15 protein-coding genes are annotated in these 16,298 nt (G+C 70.8%); 4 read left to right on the top strand and 11 right to left on the bottom strand.

From position 1 onward, the window contains the following. The first annotated feature begins 130 nt into the window (after window positions 1-130). Window positions 131-1,342 (top strand): MFS transporter, encoded by a 1,212-nt coding sequence (locus OG734_RS40705; protein WP_330292406.1) that lies wholly within the window; start codon window positions 131-133, stop codon window positions 1,340-1,342. Here the strand turns inward: OG734_RS40705 and OG734_RS40700 are convergent. Then, entirely contained in the window at window positions 1,302-1,769 is a 468-nt protein-coding gene (locus OG734_RS40700) for an acyl-CoA thioesterase (protein ID WP_330292405.1), read from the bottom strand. The two genes, OG734_RS40705 and OG734_RS40700, sit on opposite strands and share 41 nt — an antisense overlap. Before the next feature lie 95 nt (window positions 1,770-1,864). Further along, complete coding sequence (locus tag OG734_RS40695) at window positions 1,865-3,085, bottom strand: glycoside hydrolase family 6 protein (protein WP_443065005.1); 1,221 nt, start codon at window positions 3,083-3,085, stop codon at window positions 1,865-1,867. 103 nt (window positions 3,086-3,188) lie between these two features. Between OG734_RS40695 and OG734_RS40690 the strand changes: the two genes are divergently transcribed. Together OG734_RS40690 and OG734_RS40685 are read left to right on the top strand one after the other, a co-directional pair. Then, window positions 3,189-3,863 (top strand): DUF5995 family protein, encoded by a 675-nt coding sequence (locus tag OG734_RS40690; protein WP_330292404.1) that lies wholly within the window; start codon window positions 3,189-3,191, stop codon window positions 3,861-3,863. Between the two features lie 89 nt (window positions 3,864-3,952). Next, on the top strand, window positions 3,953-4,882 hold the full coding sequence (locus OG734_RS40685) for an LLM class F420-dependent oxidoreductase (RefSeq protein ID WP_330292403.1): 930 nt from the start codon (window positions 3,953-3,955) through the stop codon (window positions 4,880-4,882). Window positions 4,883-4,910: 28 nt separating this feature from the next. Here OG734_RS40685 and OG734_RS40680 read toward each other — a convergent pair whose 3' ends face one another. The 7 genes from OG734_RS40680 to OG734_RS40650 all read right to left on the bottom strand — a co-directional run bounded on the left by OG734_RS40680 (window position 4,911) and on the right by OG734_RS40650 (window position 13,275). Next, complete coding sequence (locus OG734_RS40680; RefSeq protein WP_330292402.1) at window positions 4,911-6,608, bottom strand: flavin monoamine oxidase family protein; 1,698 nt, start codon at window positions 6,606-6,608, stop codon at window positions 4,911-4,913. 57 nt (window positions 6,609-6,665) lie between these two features. Continuing rightward, window positions 6,666-7,454 (bottom strand): carbon-nitrogen hydrolase family protein, encoded by a 789-nt coding sequence (locus tag OG734_RS40675; protein WP_330292401.1) that lies wholly within the window; start codon window positions 7,452-7,454, stop codon window positions 6,666-6,668. Window positions 7,455-7,733: 279 nt separating this feature from the next. Then, window positions 7,734-9,197, bottom strand: a complete 1,464-nt coding sequence (locus OG734_RS40670; RefSeq protein WP_330293968.1) for an HAD-IA family hydrolase — start codon at window positions 9,195-9,197, stop codon at window positions 7,734-7,736. 139 nt (window positions 9,198-9,336) lie between these two features. Continuing rightward, window positions 9,337-10,416 carry an ABC transporter ATP-binding protein gene (locus OG734_RS40665; RefSeq protein ID WP_330292400.1) on the bottom strand — a complete coding sequence of 360 codons (1,080 nt, stop codon included), beginning with the start codon at window positions 10,414-10,416 and terminating at the stop codon, window positions 9,337-9,339. Between the two features lie 5 nt (window positions 10,417-10,421). After that, window positions 10,422-11,237: an ABC transporter permease gene (locus OG734_RS40660; RefSeq protein WP_330292399.1), complete on the bottom strand. Its 816-nt coding sequence runs from the start codon at window positions 11,235-11,237 to the stop codon at window positions 10,422-10,424. After that, entirely contained in the window at window positions 11,225-12,121 is an 897-nt protein-coding gene (locus tag OG734_RS40655) for an ABC transporter permease (RefSeq protein ID WP_330292398.1), read from the bottom strand. The genes OG734_RS40660 and OG734_RS40655 overlap by 13 nt, the downstream gene beginning before the upstream one ends. Further along, complete coding sequence (locus OG734_RS40650; protein WP_330293967.1) at window positions 12,118-13,275, bottom strand: ABC transporter substrate-binding protein; 1,158 nt, start codon at window positions 13,273-13,275, stop codon at window positions 12,118-12,120. Before OG734_RS40650 ends, OG734_RS40655 begins: the two co-directional genes overlap by 4 nt. 211 nt (window positions 13,276-13,486) lie before the next feature. Here OG734_RS40650 and OG734_RS40645 point away from each other — a divergent pair, with 211 nt between their 5' ends. Continuing rightward, the gene (locus OG734_RS40645; RefSeq protein ID WP_330292397.1) at window positions 13,487-14,227 is read left to right on the top strand and encodes a GntR family transcriptional regulator; all 741 of its coding nucleotides are present in this window, start codon (window positions 13,487-13,489) and stop codon (window positions 14,225-14,227) included. Window positions 14,228-14,306: 79 nt separating this feature from the next. Here OG734_RS40645 and OG734_RS40640 read toward each other — a convergent pair whose 3' ends face one another. Together OG734_RS40640 and OG734_RS40635 are read right to left on the bottom strand one after the other, a co-directional pair. Further along, window positions 14,307-14,759 (bottom strand): Lrp/AsnC family transcriptional regulator, encoded by a 453-nt coding sequence (locus OG734_RS40640; RefSeq protein ID WP_189146183.1) that lies wholly within the window; start codon window positions 14,757-14,759, stop codon window positions 14,307-14,309. Between the two features lie 7 nt (window positions 14,760-14,766). Continuing rightward, a complete protein-coding gene (locus OG734_RS40635; protein ID WP_330293966.1) occupies window positions 14,767-16,209 on the bottom strand; it encodes a GuaB1 family IMP dehydrogenase-related protein in 1,443 nt (480 codons plus the stop codon). Window positions 16,210-16,298 lie beyond the last annotated feature (89 nt).

The raw sequence follows: 16,298 nt of genomic DNA, 5'->3' as shown, positions 1-16,298 counted from the left end.
CGGGGCCGCTCCTGGCGTGGGACGGCCGATATCCCGCTATCTATCAGGCAGGGTTCCTGATAGTTTACGGCAGCGCGCGGCGGAGGCTCTGCGCGACGCAACGGGAGCCGATCCGGGGAGGGGCCGCAGAATGAGTGAAGTGCTGTACGAACGAGACGAGGTGAAGCGCGCCCGGTACGCCCTGGCCGCGGTCTTCGCCGTGCACGGCGCGGTCACCGGCTCGTTCGCGACCCGCGTCCCATGGATCCAGGACCACGCGTCGGTCAGCGCGGGGCAATTGGGCCTGGCGCTGGCGTTCCCGGCGCTCGGCGCATCCCTCGCGATGCCCCTGGCGGGCCGCATCAGCCACCGTTTCGGCGCCCGTACGGCGCTGCGCGGACTGATCACCCTCTGGACCCTGGCCCTCGTCCTGCCGGCCCTGGCCCCGAACCTCCCGACGCTCTGCCTCGCCCTGTTCGTCTACGGCGCCACAGCCGGTATGGCGGACGTCGGCATGAACGCGCTGGGCGTCGAGATCGAGAACCGGCTGGGCAGGTCGATCATGTCCGGCCTGCACGGCATGTGGAGTGCGGGCGCCCTGATCGGCGCGGCGGGTGGCACCCTCGCCGCACACCTGGGTTCGGACGCGCGCCTGCACCACGTACTCGCGTCGGCGACCCTCACCGTTCTCGGCGTGGCCGCCTGCCGCTGGGTGCTCGATCTGCGTCCGACCGAGGACGAGGAGCCGCCCCCGAGGTTCGCGCTTCCGCCCAGGTCCGCGCTGCTGATCGGCGCCATCGGCTTCTGCGCGGTGTTCGCGGAGGGCGCGAGCCTGGACTGGTCCGCGGTGTATCTGCGGGACGAGCTGGGCACCTCGGACGGTCTGGCGGCGGCTTCCACGACCGGCTTCATGCTCACGATGGCGGTGGCCCGGCTCGTCGGGGACGCGGTCGTGAACCGTTTCGGCGCGGTGCGCACGGTCCGCGCGGGCGGCGTGCTCGCCGTACTCGGCGGTGTGCTCATCGTGGTCGCCGAGCATCCGGCCACGGCGATGACCGGCTTCGCGCTGCTCGGTCTCGGCATCGCCGTGGTCGTCCCGCTGTGCTTCGCGGCGGCGGGACACAGCGGCCCCAACCCCAGTCAGGCCATCGCGGGCGTCGCCACCATCACGTACACCTCGGGCCTGGTCGCACCGAGCGCGATCGGGACGCTGGCCCAGGCGACCAGCCTGGTGGTGTCGTTCGGGCTGGTCACCGTGTTGGCGGGTGGGCTCGCCGGGTTCGCGGGGGTGCTGCGCGCCGGCGACAAGGACCGCCCGAAGGTCAGTCCGCCGAGCGCAGCAGTTCCCGACCGCAGGCCCTGAACCGGTCGCTCCACGGCGTGGGCCGCAGGGTGCCGGCGTCGAGCCTGACCAGCACCCGGGTGCCCCGGGCGTACGTCACCTCTCCGTCGGTCGAGCAGAGCCGGAAACCGTAGGTGAGGCCGGTGGTACCGAGGCGTTCCACCCACAGGTGTACGGCGTAGTCGCCGGGACGGGCGACCGGTGCCTCGTAGCTGATGCGCAGTTCCCTGACCACGTTGCAGAAGTCGCCGGCCGCCGCCCAGTCGCCGTCGAAGGTGAAGCCGTACCCGTGCAACAGCTCGTTCCAGGCCCGCTCCACCAGCAGCGGGTAGCGGGCGTTGTGGAGCATGCCGAGGGAGTCGAGGTCGTCGAAGTGGACGGTGACAGGCATCAGCCGCCCGTACGTGCCGTACGGCGCGGCGGGGGCTATCGGGGCTTCGGCGGTCACGAGCGGGGCTCCTGGGGCGTACGGGACAGATGGTGGATGCGGCTACTTGCGCATCCACATCCTAAGCGCACGCTCAGAATCGCCCTCGGGACGGCTCAGCGCGCCAGGTCGTAGGCGTACGACGCCGTGAATGTGCCCGGGGTGCCCTTGCAGCCGTCCGACTCCCCCGGCAGCTTGACCCACAGATAGGCGTCGATCCGGGCCTCGCCGGTGTTCGTGGTCGGCGCCCGGCCGAGTTTCCGGCCGTCGGGGTCGCACCACTCGCCGTCGGCCGGGGCGCCGTTGCCGTTGCGGCTGGTGTCGATCACGGCGCCGAGGCCTGCGGGGCCGCCCAGGGCGTCGAGGACCTCGCGGTCGTACGCGATCTCGTCGTCCGTGCGGTGGAAGTTGGAGACGTTGCTGAACACACCGTCGGAGGAGGCGGCCGAGGCGCCGCCCGCCTGCCGGAGCAGGGCCGCCTGCTTGGCGGGGGCGTTCCAGCCGGAGTGACCCGCGTCGTAGTAGACGCGGGCGTTGGGGTTGGCGGCCTTGAGGACGCGGCCCGCGCGGGCCAGCGAGGCGAAGCGGTCGGTGCGCTGCCCCGGGGAGAGGCAGTCGGCCAGGGCGATCGAGTCGGGCTCCAGGATCACGATGACCTCGTCGGAGCCGAGACCCGCCGCGAACGCGTCGATCCAGCCGTCGTACGCGCCGAGGTCGGGCGCGCCGCCCTGGGAGGCGCCGCCGCAGTCGCGGTCCGGCACGGCATAGGGCACGAGCACCGGGACCCGGCCGGCGCCCGCCGCGCCCGCGGTGACCGCGCGGACCCGGGCGGCGATCGTCGAGGGCGAGAAGTCGGCGAACCAGACCGCCGCCGGACGGTCGGCGATCTCCGCCTCGATGACGGCGCGGCGCGGATCGTCGCGGTGGGAGCCGACCCAGTCGAGGACCTGGGAGTCGGGGTAGCGGTAGAGGCGGGGGGACACGGGGACGGGTACCCGCTTCGTCTCCGGCTCGGGCTCCCGCGTCGTGGGCGGGGGCGTGCGGCTCGGTTTCCTCGCCTCCGTCGTACGGGCGGACGGGGAGGGCGACTTCGAGGCGCTCGGCGTGGGCGGGGTCGACGACACGGCCGGCAGCGGGGCGAGCAGGGGTGAGCTGGTCGTCTCGGGCCTGGCCTCGTCGGCACCGCCACCACCGCCGTCGTCGAGCGCGGAGAGCAGCCCGGTGGCGGTGCCGACGGCGACCACCACCGAGGCGGCGGCGACCATGACGGAACGCCGGGCGGCGCGCCTGCGTTCGGCCCGGCGCGCGGCCAGGCGCTGGGCGCGCAAGCCTGACACGTACAGCTCCCCCTCCTCTGCCGCGGCGGGCGCGTTCCCCCGTTCTGGGGAAGCGTCCGGCCCGGCGGCACGTGCGCCAGCCTAGGACTGGGACCCTGCTCTCATGGTGCAATTGGAACAGTTCACCACTTCTGTCGACCACGTCCTCTCCCGTATGCGCGCACTGGAGGCACACCTGCCGCCGCGCGACGGGCTGGCGGTCTTCAACCGCGTCTACCTCTCCGTCACGGAGGCCTTCGACCGGCGCCTGGAGGCCGGCGCGTTCCCCGATGCCGAGGCCGCGATCACCCTGGACGTGCGCTTCGCCGAGCGGTATCTACGGGTGGCCGAGGACGACCACGCGCCCGCCTGCTGGCGCCCGTTGCTCCAGTTCCGCCGCCATCCCGGCGTACGACCGCTGCAGTTCGCACTCGCGGGCATCAATGCGCACATCGGGCACGATCTGGCGCTCGCCGTCGTGGACGCCTGTCGTACGCTCGACTGCGAACCGGCCGATCTGGAGGACGAGTTCGAGCGGGTGGGCGAGCTACTCGTTTCGCTGGAGGAGCGCATCCGCGAAGAGCTGATGCCGGGTCCCGACCTTCTCCAGATCGCCGATCCGCTCACCCACCTGCTCGGCGCGTGGAGCATGGAGCGGGCCAGGGACGCCACCTGGTCGGCGGCCCGGGCGCTGTGGGCGCTGCGCCGACTGCCCGATCTCACCGACGAGTTCACGGACCGCTTGGACGCGGCGGTCGGCTTCGCGAGCCGCATGCTCCTCACGCCGCTGCCGGACTGATCCGGCCACTCCCGCGTGGGACCTCCGCCATAGCTAGGTGAACGTTGTACGTTCGAGGGCGAGAACATCTCTTGCGAAGGAGCACGAGTATGGCCGTCCGCCTGGGTCTTGGTCTTCCTCAATCACACCAGTACGAGATCGGACGGGACGTGCCGGACGTGGCACGTGCGGCCGAGCAGATCGGCTACGAGAGCCTCTGGGTGCTCGAACGCGCCCTGTTCCCGGAGCCCGCGACCCAGGGCCTGTACGGCATTGAGGGCCTCGCCTGGCCCGACGCGTACCGGGGTCTGGCCGAACCGCTGGTGACGCTGACGCTGGCCGCCGCGGCCACCGAGCGCGCCCGCCTCGGCACCAGTGTGCTGGTGGCCCCGCTGCACGGCCCCTTCCAACTGGCCCGCACGCTCGGCACGTTGGATGCGGCGAGCGGCGGCCGGGTGGTGGCGGGCTTCGGCACCGGCTGGTCCGTCGATGAGTACGCCGCCGCCGGAGTGGCCCCGTTCGCGGAGCGCGGCCGGGTGCTGGACGAGATCCTCGACGTGTGCCGGGCGGTCTGGGGCCCGGACCCGGTCCAGTACGACGGCCGGCTGACGAAGATCGCGTCGTCCGTGATCGGTCCCAAGCCCGCTCGCCCCATCCCGATCCTCCTGCCCGCCAACAGCAAGAAGGCACTGGCCCGACTCGTCGAACGCGGCGACGGCTGGCACCCGATCGCCATGGGCGCCGAGCAACTCGCCGCCCAATGGCGGCAGGTGCAGGACTTCGCCGCCGAGAAGGGCCGCACCAGGCCGATCGAGACGGTGGCGCGGGTGAACCCCGCCTACACGGCGAAGGCGTACGACGGCGCCGATCGCCGGCCCTTCCAGGGCAGCGTCGACCAGATAGTGACGGACCTCGCCGCCCACGCCGAGGTCGGCCTCGACGAGTTCTTCCTCGACTTCGGCGACACCCCGAGGGACGCCCACGAACTCAAGGACCTGGCGGCCGAGTTGTACGAGGCGGCACGGGCGGCCGGGATCTGACCGACCCCGACAGCCCTTGGTCCTGGTCCTAGTCCTCCGGGAGTTCGACGGGGGCGATCTCGTCGTACACGTCACCGGGGCCGGGGTTGGTCGGATCGGTGGTCCCGCCGAACTGGTGCATGACGCCCCAGACCGCGTTCAGCGCGGTCTGGACGGCGCCCTCGGCCCAGCCCGCCGTCCAGGAGATGTCGTCACCGGCGAGGAAGAGGCCCCGCTTGTCGGCGGGCAGCCGGTCCTGCATGAAGTGCGTGAACAGGCGCCGCTGGTAACGGTAGTGGCCGGGCAGGTTGGCCTTGAACGCACCCATGAAGTAGGGCTCGTTCTCCCAGGACACGGTGACCGGGTTGCCGATGACGTGCTTCCGGATGTCGACCTTCGGATAGATCTCGCCGAGCGACTTCAGCATGACCTCCATCCGCTCGTTCGCGGACAGCGGCAGCCACTTGAGGCTGTCGTCGCACCAGGTGTACGAGAGACAGATGACGGCGGGCCTGTCCGGACCGTCGTCGAGGAGGTAAGTCCCGCGCGTCATACGGTCGGTGAGGGTCATCGACATCACGTCACGCCCGGTGTTCTCGTCCTTGTCGAGCCAGAACGGCCGGTCGACAGGCACGAAGAGCTTGCTGGACTCCATGTAGTGGGTGCGCTCGATGGCGGTCCAGTGGTCGATCGGGAAGAGCGAGTCGTCGCAGGCGATCTTCGAGAGGAGCATCCAGGACTGGGCGGTGAAGACCGCCGCCGGGTACGTACGGATGTCGCCGCCCGCGTCGGTCACGGTGATCCGGTTGCCGGCCGTGCGGTGCAGGCGGGTGACGGCCGGGCGCGGTACGCCGTTCACGTGCAGGGACGCGAGGGAGGTCCCGTACGGCCAGTGGACGATCTTCCCGGGCTCGCGCTCCCAGAGCCGCAGCGGCAGTTGCTGACTGCCGCCCACGATGCCCCGGTGATGGTCGTCCGCCTCGGTGTAGACGACCCGCAGGATCTCCAGGATCGAGTTGGGGAAGTCGGTGTCCCAGCCGCCCGTCCCGAAGCCGACCTGGCCGAAGATCTCGCGGTGCCGGAACGACCTGAAGGCCTCGGAGCCGCAGAGGAAGCCGTAGAAGGTCTGGTTGTCGAGCTTCTCGACGAGCCGGGCCCAGATCTCACGGATGCGCGGCACGTCGCGCTCACGCAGGGCCCGGTTCATGTCGGAGAAGTCGGCGCCCTCTTCCAGGCACGTGTTCCAGGCGGCGGCCACGTCACGGTAGACCTGCGGGAGATCCGCCACCGTCTCGGCGTAGTGCGACTCGCCCTTGAGGTCGACGACGGTCGAAGGGGTGCACTGGGCAAGGGGGTTGGGGAACGGCCGGGTCTCCAGGTCCACCAGGTCGATGTAGTGCTGGAGGGCGGTGGAGGAGGGCGGGAAGCGCATCGCGCCCATCTCTGCGGTGAGGGAGGGGTCGCAGCCGTCGAACCCGACGGTCCGCAGCCGCCCGCCTATCTGATCGGCCTCGTACACGACGGGCTTGAGGCCCATCTTCATCAGCTCGTACGCGGCGACGATCCCCGACAGCCCGCCGCCGATGACGGCGACCTCGGTGCCGTGCTCGGTCGCGGGAACCTGCCCGAGGCCGGCCGGGTGGGCGAGGAAGTCGTCGTAGGCGTAGGGGAAGTCCGGCCCGAACATGGTGATCGGCGGCTGCTGCGCGTCGGCGTGCTGGACGGCGGTGGGCACCGTGGACGTCATGGGGTACGGACTCCTTGCGGGCGGAACAGGTGAGGTGGCGGGGAGAGGAGAGGCGGCTCAGACGAGGGAGCCGTACAGGCCGGGACGGCGGTCCTGGAGATATGGGTTCGCCTCGCGGGAGGCGGCAAGGAGAACGGGGTCGACGTCGGCGAGGAGGAGTTCCTCACCGCGGCCGGCCCGGCTGCGGGCGACTCCGTCGGGTCCGGCGAGCGTGGAGAGCCCGACGAAGTCGAACTCCCCTTCTTGGCCGACCCGGTTGACGTAGGCGACGTACAGCTGGTTCTCGAAGGCCCGCACCGGTACGACGGATTCGGCGACGAACTGGAACGGGTGCATCTGCGCCGTCGGGACCAGGAGGAGGTCGGTGCCCGCGAGGGCGTGGGCGCGGACGTTCTCCGGGAACTCGACGTCGTAGCAGATCATCAGGCCGATCCGGAGACCGTCCAGTTCGGCCTGTACGACAGGCTGCTCGCCCGGTGTGAAGTGGTCACGTTCGAAGCAGCCGAAGAGGTGGGTCTTGCGGTAGTTGGCGAGACGGTCGCCCTCGGCGGAGATGAGCTGCGCGGAGTTGAAGACCTGGTCGCCGGCCCGCTCGGGGTAGCCGTAGGCGATCGCGAGGCCATGACGCGTGGCGATCTCGGCGACCGCGTCGGCGGAGTCCCCGTCGGCGGGCTCGGCGAGGCGGCCGACACCGTCGCCGATCGCGTACCCGGTGAGGAACATCTCCGGCGCGGCCAGGAGCCCGGCGCCCGCGGCGGCGGCGCGGTCCGCGGCCTCGTCGAGCACCTTGAGGTTCCCGACGAGTGAGCCGGGCCGGCCGGAGCTCTGGAGCAGGGCGGTGCGCATGAGGGGTCCTTGCCGGGGCTTAAGGGGGAGCTTGGGGGGCCAGATAGACGGTACGGGGGGCAGGCTCGGCGGAACAAGGCGGAGCTGTTGCGCGCCGGTGAGCGATTCGTTGCGTGGGGTGGGGGCTGGGCGGCGATTCGTTGTTCCTCGCCCCCGCCGCCCCTACCCGTCCAATCCCTGGGGGCTGCCCGCCCCCAGACCCCCGCTTCGGCCCTCAACGGGCCTCGTCCTCAAACGCCCGACGGGCTGAAAGGGGGCGGCGGGGGCGAAGAAAGCCCTCTACCGGAACCCGAACGTCGTCAGTACCGCCGCGTGGTCCGAGGGCCAGACGTTGTCGGCCACCTCGGGCCACGCACGCACGGCCCCACTCACCACCACCCGCGAGTCCAGCACCCGCACCCCCCTCCCGTTGTGCAGCACGAAGTCGATCCGGTCCTGCGGCTCCGGCCGCCCACTCCCGTCCTCGTGCTCGACATGAATCGGCGACCAGGTATGGCCGGGCTCACGGACCGGGTCCGGGTGCACCTCCCGGTAGGAGTCCCACAGCCCCGCCTCCTCCGCCGCCTGTGTCACCGGCCACTCCACGCCCGGCCAGTCCAGATGCGACGGCGTGTTGAAGTCCCCGACCAGCACCACGGGCATGGAGTCGTCGGCGACGGAATCCCCGATCCGCCGCAGGATCCCCCGCATCTGCTCCAGCCGCCCGCCTTCATGGGCGATCACCTCGGCCACCGGAAGCCCGTCGAACCGGGCCTCGTAGGGCCCGTACGGCGCGCAGTCGAGGTGGGCGCTCCAGACGTCCACCTCCTGTCCTCCGTCCAGCCGGATCCGTACCCCGGTCGCTCCGTAGAAGCCGACGTCCGGGTCACCGAGTCGGGCGGTGATCGGATACCGGCTGATGACGCCCAGGTTCGGGCCCGCCTGATGGTGGTGCCAGCCGAGCGCCTCGGCCAGTTCCTGGGCGGAGGTGCCGTTCGTCTCCTGGAGGCCGACGACGTCGGCGCCCGTCTCGGCGATCACCTTGAGCTGCTTCTCACGGTGGTCGGTGATCTTCGTGCCGCCGAGCCAGAGGTTCCAGCTCATCACCCGAAGCCGGAGTTCGCGGGTGACCATGGCGCCGAGCTGCGCCACGGTGACGCCGGCCAGGCTGGTCAGTACCGTCCGGCCGGGCGCCGCCTCGATCGGCGCGAGTGAGGGCACGGCGAGAACGGCGCAGCCCGCCGCCTCGGCCGAGGCGACCCCGGTCTCGGTGTCCTCGACGGCCACACAGGCGGCCGGTTCGACGCCCAGGGCGTGGCAGGCGGCGAGGTATGGGTCGGGGGCGGGCTTGGTGTGTTCGGTGTCGTCGGCGGTCACGGAGGCCGCGAAGCGGGTGGCTCCGAGCGCTTCGAGCACGGTGTCGGCGACGGCCCGGGGGGAGGCGGTCACCAGGGCGGTGGGTATGCCGGCCCGGGCGAGCTCGTCGAGCAGGTCGAGCGCGCCGGGGCGGGGCACGATGCCGGTGCGGACGCGGGTCGCGAACTCCCGGTGCAGTTCGGCGGCGAGCCGACCGGCCTCCGCGCCCGTGGCGGCGGCCAGCCAGTCGGCCGTGTGCTCGACGGGCCGGCCGAGCACGTCGGGCTGGTCCGCCACGGTCAGTGGTCTCCCGGCGACCTGTTCCACCGCGTCCCACCACAGCCGCTCGGTGTCGACGAGAGTGCCGTCCATGTCGAACAGGACGGCCTGGAGCGGGAGTTGGGGCAGGCGGGGGGTGTCGGAGGTATGGGTGGCGTGGGGGGGCACGTTTCTCTCTCTCGCAAACTCACGGACTCACAGATTCACGGAGCCACAGATTCACGGACTCGCGAACTCACGGATTCATGGGCTTCACGGATTCATGGCTTCACGGACTGACAGATTCGGATTCACGGTGGTTCGCGCGCTCGGCCACCAGCACCGGGCGCTCCGGCAGCGACACGTGTACGGCGGCCCCCGCGCCCAGCGTGGCGGCCTCGTGCGCGGGCAGGTCGGCCTTCACCTCGGTGCCGTCCGCAAGCCGTACGGTGATCCGGGTGACCGCGCCGAGGAACGCCGTGGCCACGACCCGCGCGTCGCCCGCCGCGTCGGCGCCGACCCGGACCGCCTCGGGCCGGACCAGCACATCGATCTCGACGGCGTCCGGCGCCAAGCCGTCGACCGGGAGCCGCTGCCCGAGCACCTCCACCCCTCCCCCGGCCAGCCGACCCGGAATCCGGCTCATCGTGCCGACGAACTCGGCGACGAACGCGGTGGCGGGCCGGCCGTACAACTCGGCGGGGGCGGCGCACTGTTCGAGTCGCCCGGACCGCATCACGGCGACCCGGTCGGCCATGGACAGGGCCTCTTCCTGATCGTGCGTCACGAACAGGGTGGTGATGCCGAGTTCCTGTTGCAGCCGCCGGATCTCCTCGCGCAGGTTCAGTCGCACCTTGGCGTCGAGCGCCGACAGCGGCTCGTCGAGGAGCAGTACGCGCGGGCGCAGGGCGAGTGCGCGGGCCAGTGCCACGCGCTGCTGCTGGCCGCCGGAGAGCTGGTGCGGAAAGCTCGCGCCCTTGTCGGCGAGACCCACGAGGTCGAGCAACTCGGCGGCGCGGGCCCGGCGTTCGGACGTACGCACCTTGCGCATCCGCATCCCGAAGGCCACGTTGTCGAGGGCGCTGAGGTGCGGGAAGAGGCTGTACGACTGGAAGACCATGCCGGCGTCCCGGCGGTGGGCCGGGACCTGGGTGACGTCCTGCCCGTCGACCAGCACCTCGCCGGAGTCGGGGTGTTCGAACCCGGCGAGCATGCGCAGCGCGGTGGTCTTGCCGCAGCCGGACGGGCCGAGGAGCGCGAGCAGTTCCCCCGGCCGCACGTCGAGGTCGAGTCCGTCGAGGGCGACGGTCGGGCCGAACTCCCGGCGCAGTCCCCGGAATTCGACGGTGGCGGCCTTGTCGAGCGTCATGAGGTTCATCCCTTGGCGGCGGCGGTTCGGGAACGCCCGCCGAGCCCGGCGAGCGCGAGGAGGAGGGCCCAGGTGACGAGCAGGCTGAGCACGGAGACGGCGACCGACAACTGGGCCTGCGACCCGCCGACGCTGTAGATCCACACGGCGAACGGCTGGAAGCCGAGCAACTGGGCCACCGTGAACTCGCCCAGCACCAGGGCCAGGGTGAGGAAGGAGGCGTTGAGCAGCGCCCCGCGCAGGTTGGGCAGCACGGCCGTCACCAGCGCCTGCACCGGGCTCGCACCGCAGCTTCGGGCGGCCTCGACCAGTGTGCGGACGTCGATCGCGCGCAGCCCGGCGTCCAGCGCCCGGTAGACGAAGGGCAGCGCCATCACGACGTACGCGAGGACGAGGACGACGGGGAAGTCGGGGTTCTGGATGGCGACGAAGGTCTGGAACAGGGGCGTACGGGAGAGGTGTTCGGGGCCCCATTTGAGGACCGTCGAGATCCCGGCGACGAACGCGATCGGCGGGACCACCAGTGGCAGCGAGCAGATCACCTCGACGACCGGCCGCAGCCGGGGTGCGCCGAGCCGCAGCGCGACCATCGCGGGCACCATCAGCAGCAGGACCACGGCGATGGTGGCGACGGCCAGTTCGAGGGAGAGCACCAGGCCGGGCAGGAAGCCGTCGGCGCCGACGATCTCGCCGTAGGCGTCGAAGGTGACGCCCTCGCCAGGTACGTCGACCGTGAAGATCACGGATGCGGCGAGCGGGACGAGGAAGTAGACCCCGGCGCCGGTCAGGACCACCCAGCGCCACAGGTTCAGGCGAGCCATCGCGCGCTCCTCCGTTGCAGGGGCAGGTAGACGGCCATGACGAGGCCCGCGATCAGGACCATGTCGAGGCTGAGGGCGAGCGCCACGTTCTCCTGGCCGACGAGCACGTTGCCGGAGATGGCGTCGGCGATCTGCAGGGTGACCAGCGGAATCGAACTGCCCACCATGGCCGCGGCGGTGGCGTACGCGGCGAAGGCGCTGCCGAAGAGGAGCACGAACCCGCCGAGCAGCGAGGGCAGCAGCACGGGCAGGCCGACGTGCTGCCAGTACTGGACGTTGGTGGCCCCGTTGTTCCGCGCGGCCTCGCGCCACTGGGACCGCAGGCCGTCGAGCGCGGGCGTGATGGTGAGAACCATCAGCGGGATCAGGAAGTAGAGGTAGACGATCACCAGTCCCCAGAAGCTGTAGAGGCTCCAGCCCTTGTCCGTCAGCCCGAAGTGCCTGGTCAGCACACCGGAGTTGCCGAGGGTGGCGACGAAGGCGAAGGCCAGCGGCACCCCGCCGAAGTTGGCGAGGACCCCGGAGGCGGTGAGCACGGCCTCGCGCAGCGCCCGGAACCGGGAGGTCACGACGGCCTGGGCGAGCAGCAGTCCGAGGACGGTCGCGATGAGCGCCGACACGGCGGACAGCTTGACGCTGCCGATCAGCGCGGTGAGATACGCGCCCTGGAGGGAGTCGGTCAGATTGGCCGCGGTGTACGAAGTGGCACCGGTGGCCTGGTCCTTGACGGTGAAGGCACCGTTCAGCATGGCCAGGGCGGGCACCCCGAAGGCGACCGCCACGAAGACGAGCAGCGGCAGTACGGCGAGCCAGCCGGGGGCGCGGCGCCGCCGCTTCACGGAAGCGGCGGGCGCCACGTCGACCCGCGTGAGGGTGGCGGTCATCCGGAGACGGCCTTGCCCCAGCCCTCGGCCAGCACGGTCTTGGCCTTGCTCTGCTGGGCCTCGGTCGGGAAGGACGGCGTACCGGAGACCTTGGGCAGCTTGGCGGCCGCGGTCTTGTCGAGGGTGCCGGCCTTCTCCATGGCGGTCATCAGGGCGGGCCGGGCGTACCCCTTGAGCCAGAGGTTCTGTCCCTCGGCGCTGTAGAGGTACTCCTGCCACAGCCGGGCGGCGGCCGGGTGCGGGGCGTCCTTGTTGATGGCCTGGGAGTAGAACTGGGAGAACTCGCCGTCGCTGGGCACGGACACCGTCCAGTCGACGCCCTTGGACTTGAACTCGTCGGCGTAACCGGCGTTGAGGTAGTCCCAGTCGATGCTGATGGGTGTCTCGCCCTTCTCGACGGTGGCCGGGGTCGACTCGACGGGCGTGTAGTTGCCGTTCTTCTTCAGCTTGGCGAAGAAGTCGAGGCCGGGCTGGATGTCGTCGAAGGAACCGCCACTGGCGAGCGAGGCCGCCCAGACGCCGGCGAAGGCCGAACCGGACTTGGTGGGATTGCCGTTGAGGGCGACCTGCCCCTTGTACTGGGGCTTCAGCAGATCGGCGAAGGAGGTGGGACAGCTCTTCACGCGCTTGGCGTCGCACCCGATGGAGATGTAGCCGCCGTAGTCGTTGAACCAGCGCCCCTCCGGGTCCTTCTGCCCCTCGGGTATGTCGGCGAAGGAGGCGACCTTGTAGGGCGCGAGCAGCCCCTGCTGGGCGGCGCTCAGAGCGAACGAGCTGCCCAGGTCGAGGACGTCGGGGGTCCGGTCCTGCCCCTTGCGGGACGTGACGGCGTTGATCTCGTCCTGGCTTGCACCGTCGGGGTTCTCGACCTCGATCTTGATGCCGTACTTCTTCTGGAAACCGTCGATCAGGGCGCCGTAGTTGGCCCAGTCGCGGGGCAGCGCGATGGCGTGCAGCGTGCCCTCCTTCTTGGCGGCGGCGACCAGTTTGGCCATGCCGCCGAGGTCGGCGGCGGAGGTCGCGGTGTTCGCGCTCTTGCCGTTCGCGGTGGTCGACGTGTCGTCGGGGGCCGCGCCGCAGGCGCTCAGGGCGAGCGCGGCGACGACGGCGAGGGCGCCGCTGCGGACGGCTGTTCTCGGCAGGGACACGATCACGGTCTCTCCAGGGGTGCGCACGAGGGTTGAGGTAGTGCGGAGAACTTGTCTGAACAAGTTGGCTTCAGTAGGACTTCCGCTGGTATCGCTCCCGTAAACACTGGCGAAACACTGACCACTGATTCCCTGCACATTCCAGGCCCCCAGGGCGGGGCCGCGAAATCGATTAGGCTGGTCACCCTGTGCACAGCGACGAACCCAGAGGGGGAGCATGACGGCGCGACACGAGGAGATCGCCGACGAGCTGCGCCGCGCGATCGACCGCGAGCAGTACACGGTCGGCAGCCGTCTGCCCCCGGAAACAGAACTCGCCGCCCACTACGGCGTGGCCCGCGGCACGATCCGCCAGGCGGTGGCGGCCCTGACCGCCGAGGGCCTGATCGGCTCCCGCCAGGGCGCCCGCCGGGTGGTCCTGGCCACCCGCCGCAGCCAGACCTTCGAGGAACTGCGCAGCTTCGCCCAGTGGGCCCGCGCGATGGGCCGCGAGGCGACGGGCCAGGTCGTGCACCAGGAGTACCGCCCGGCGACCACGGAGGACGCGGTCCGTCTCCAACTCCGCGAGAAGACAAGGGTGTTGCATGTCCTGCGCGTACGCGGCCTGGACGGCGAACCGGTCCTCCTGGAACGCACGGTCTACGCGGACTGGATCGCCCCGTCCGTGGAACCCCTCGAACCGGACTGCTCCTCGGTCACCCAACGCCTCTTCGAGGACACGGGTCTGGTCTTCGCATACGGCGAACACGTCATCGACGCGGTGGCGGCCGGCGCCCAGGACGCCGAACTCCTCGACATCCGCCGCACCAGCCCCCTCCTGCGCGTCCGCCGCGTGACAACGACGAGGGAGGGCCGCCCGGTCGAGTGGTCCGACGACCGCTACCGAGGCGACGCTGTGAGCTTCAGCGTCCACAACTCCATCGGAAACAACGCCCTAGCGAGAAAACCGGCGGGGTAGAGGCGCCCCTATAGGGGCGCGGGGAACTGCGCGACAAGCCACATCGCACCCGCAGTCGCCACCCTGCCCCGAGAGGCACTCACGTAGGCGACCCGGAAGAAAACCTCCGCAGCAACGGAGACAGCACCAACACGGACTTCGTCCGCTCAACAAACGGCTCCCCGGCAATACGCTCAAGCACCCGCTCGAAGTGCCGCATATCAGAGGCAAAAACCTGCACCACCGCATCCGCCTCCCCCGTCACGGTGGACGCGGCCACCACCTCCTGATACCGCTCCAGCCCCCGCTGAATCGTCTCCGGCGAGGTGTTCCGCCGACAGTAGATCTCGACGAACCCCTCCGTCTCCCACCCCAGCGCCGCCGGATCCACCCGCACGGTGAACCCGGTGATCGCCCCGCTCGCCCGCAACCGGTCCACGCGCCGCTTCACAGCGGGGGCGGACAGTCCGACCAACTGCCCGATGTCCGCGTAGGAGCGACGCGCGTCCTCGGCGAGGGCGTGCACGATACGTTCGTCGAGATCGTTCAGCACGTCCGCGTCAGCTCCAGCTGGCGTGGAGCGGCTTGCCCTCCGCGTACCCGGCGGCGCTCTGGATGCCGACGATGGCCTTCTGGGCGAACTCCGCAAGGGAGTTGGCGCCGGCGTAGGTGCAGGAGGAGCGGACGCCCGCGATGATCGAGTCGATCAGGTCCTCGACGCCCGGACGGGCCGGGTCGAGGAACATCCGGGACGTCGAGATGCCCTCCTCGAACAGCGCCTTGCGGGCCCGGTCGTACGAGGACTCCTCCGACGTACGGTTGCGCACCGCACGCGCCGACGCCATGCCGAACGACTCCTTGTAGAGGTGCCCGGCGGCGTCCTGCTGAAGGTCGCCCGGGGACTCGTACGTGCCCGCGAACCAGGAGCCGACCATGACGTTGGACGCACCGGCGGCCAGCGCCATCGCGACGTCGCGGGGGTGGCGTACCCCGCCGTCCGCCCACACGTGCTTGCCGTACTTCTTCGCCTCGGCCGCGCACTCCAGGACCGCCGAGAACTGCGGGCGGCCCACGCCCGTCATCATGCGGGTGGTGCACATGGCACCCGGTCCGACGCCGACCTTGATGATGTCGGCGCCCGCCTCGATCAGGTCCCTGACGCCCTCGGCGGCGACGATGTTGCCCGCGGCGATCGGAACGTGCGGGTCGAGATCGCGGACCAGCTTGATGGCGCTGAGCATCGACTCCTGGTGACCGTGCGCGGTGTCGATGACAAGCGTGTCGACGCCCGCGTCGAGCAGTTGCTGCGCCTTTCCGGCCACATCGCCGTTGATGCCGACAGCGGCGGCGATACGCAGCTTCCCGTTCACATCCGTGGTCGGCGTGTAGAGGGTGGCACGCAGGGCGCCCTTGCGGGTGAGGATGCCGGCGAGCTTGCCGTCGGCGTCGACGGCGGGCGCGTACCGGCGGTTGGCGCCGTCGAGGCGGTTGAACGCCTCGCGCGGGTCGATGTCGGCGTCGAGGAGCAGGAGGTCCTTCGACATGACCTCGGAGAGCTGGGTGAAGCGGTCCACGCCGGACAGGTCGGCGTCGGTGACCACACCGACGGGCCGATGCTCGGCGTCGACGACCACGCCCGCGTTGTGCGCCCGCTTGGGCAGCAGGGCCAGGGCGTCGGCGACGGTCTGGTGGGGGGCGAGCACGATCGGCGTGTCGAGCACCAGGTGACGGCTCTTCACCCAGGAGATGACGTCGGTGACAACCTCGATCGGGATGTCCTGCGGGATCACTACGAGCCCGCCGCGCCGCGCGACCGTCTCGGCCATCCGGCGGCCCGCGATGGCGGTCATGTTGGCGACGACCAGCGGAATCGTCGTACCCGAACCGTCCGGGGAACTGAGGTCCACGGCCTGCCGGGAACCGACGGAGGAACGGCTGGGGACCATGAAGACGTCGTCGTACGTCAGGTCGTACGGGGGCTGGATGTCGTTGAGGAAACGCACGTGCTGCACATCCCGGTCGATCAGAGGTTGCCCCCGGACAGGACAGCCAAGGGGAGAGCACGTACCTCATTGTCCCATGCCGGTGACCT

Source organism: Streptomyces sp. NBC_00576, assembly GCF_036345175.1.
Taxonomy (GTDB): Bacteria; Actinomycetota; Actinomycetes; order Streptomycetales; family Streptomycetaceae; genus Streptomyces.
Note: the sequence above shows the minus strand (reverse complement) of the source record. Positions and strands in the feature narration are given on the sequence as shown.

Coding starts and splice junctions, on each gene's coding strand:
- OG734_RS40680 (WP_330292402.1), bottom strand. CDS start 6,608: ATGACGTCCACGGTGCCCACCGCCGTCCAGCACGCCGACGCGCAGCAG.
- OG734_RS40675 (WP_330292401.1), bottom strand. CDS start 7,454: ATGCGCACCGCCCTGCTCCAGAGCTCCGGCCGGCCCGGCTCACTCGTC.
- OG734_RS40690 (WP_330292404.1), top strand. CDS start 3,189: ATGGTGCAATTGGAACAGTTCACCACTTCTGTCGACCACGTCCTCTCC.
- OG734_RS40645 (WP_330292397.1), top strand. CDS start 13,487: ATGACGGCGCGACACGAGGAGATCGCCGACGAGCTGCGCCGCGCGATC.
- OG734_RS40655 (WP_330292398.1), bottom strand. CDS start 12,121: ATGACCGCCACCCTCACGCGGGTCGACGTGGCGCCCGCCGCTTCCGTG.
- OG734_RS40685 (WP_330292403.1), top strand. CDS start 3,953: ATGGCCGTCCGCCTGGGTCTTGGTCTTCCTCAATCACACCAGTACGAG.
- OG734_RS40705 (WP_330292406.1), top strand. CDS start 131: ATGAGTGAAGTGCTGTACGAACGAGACGAGGTGAAGCGCGCCCGGTAC.
- OG734_RS40665 (WP_330292400.1), bottom strand. CDS start 10,416: ATGACGCTCGACAAGGCCGCCACCGTCGAATTCCGGGGACTGCGCCGG.
- OG734_RS40660 (WP_330292399.1), bottom strand. CDS start 11,237: ATGGCTCGCCTGAACCTGTGGCGCTGGGTGGTCCTGACCGGCGCCGGG.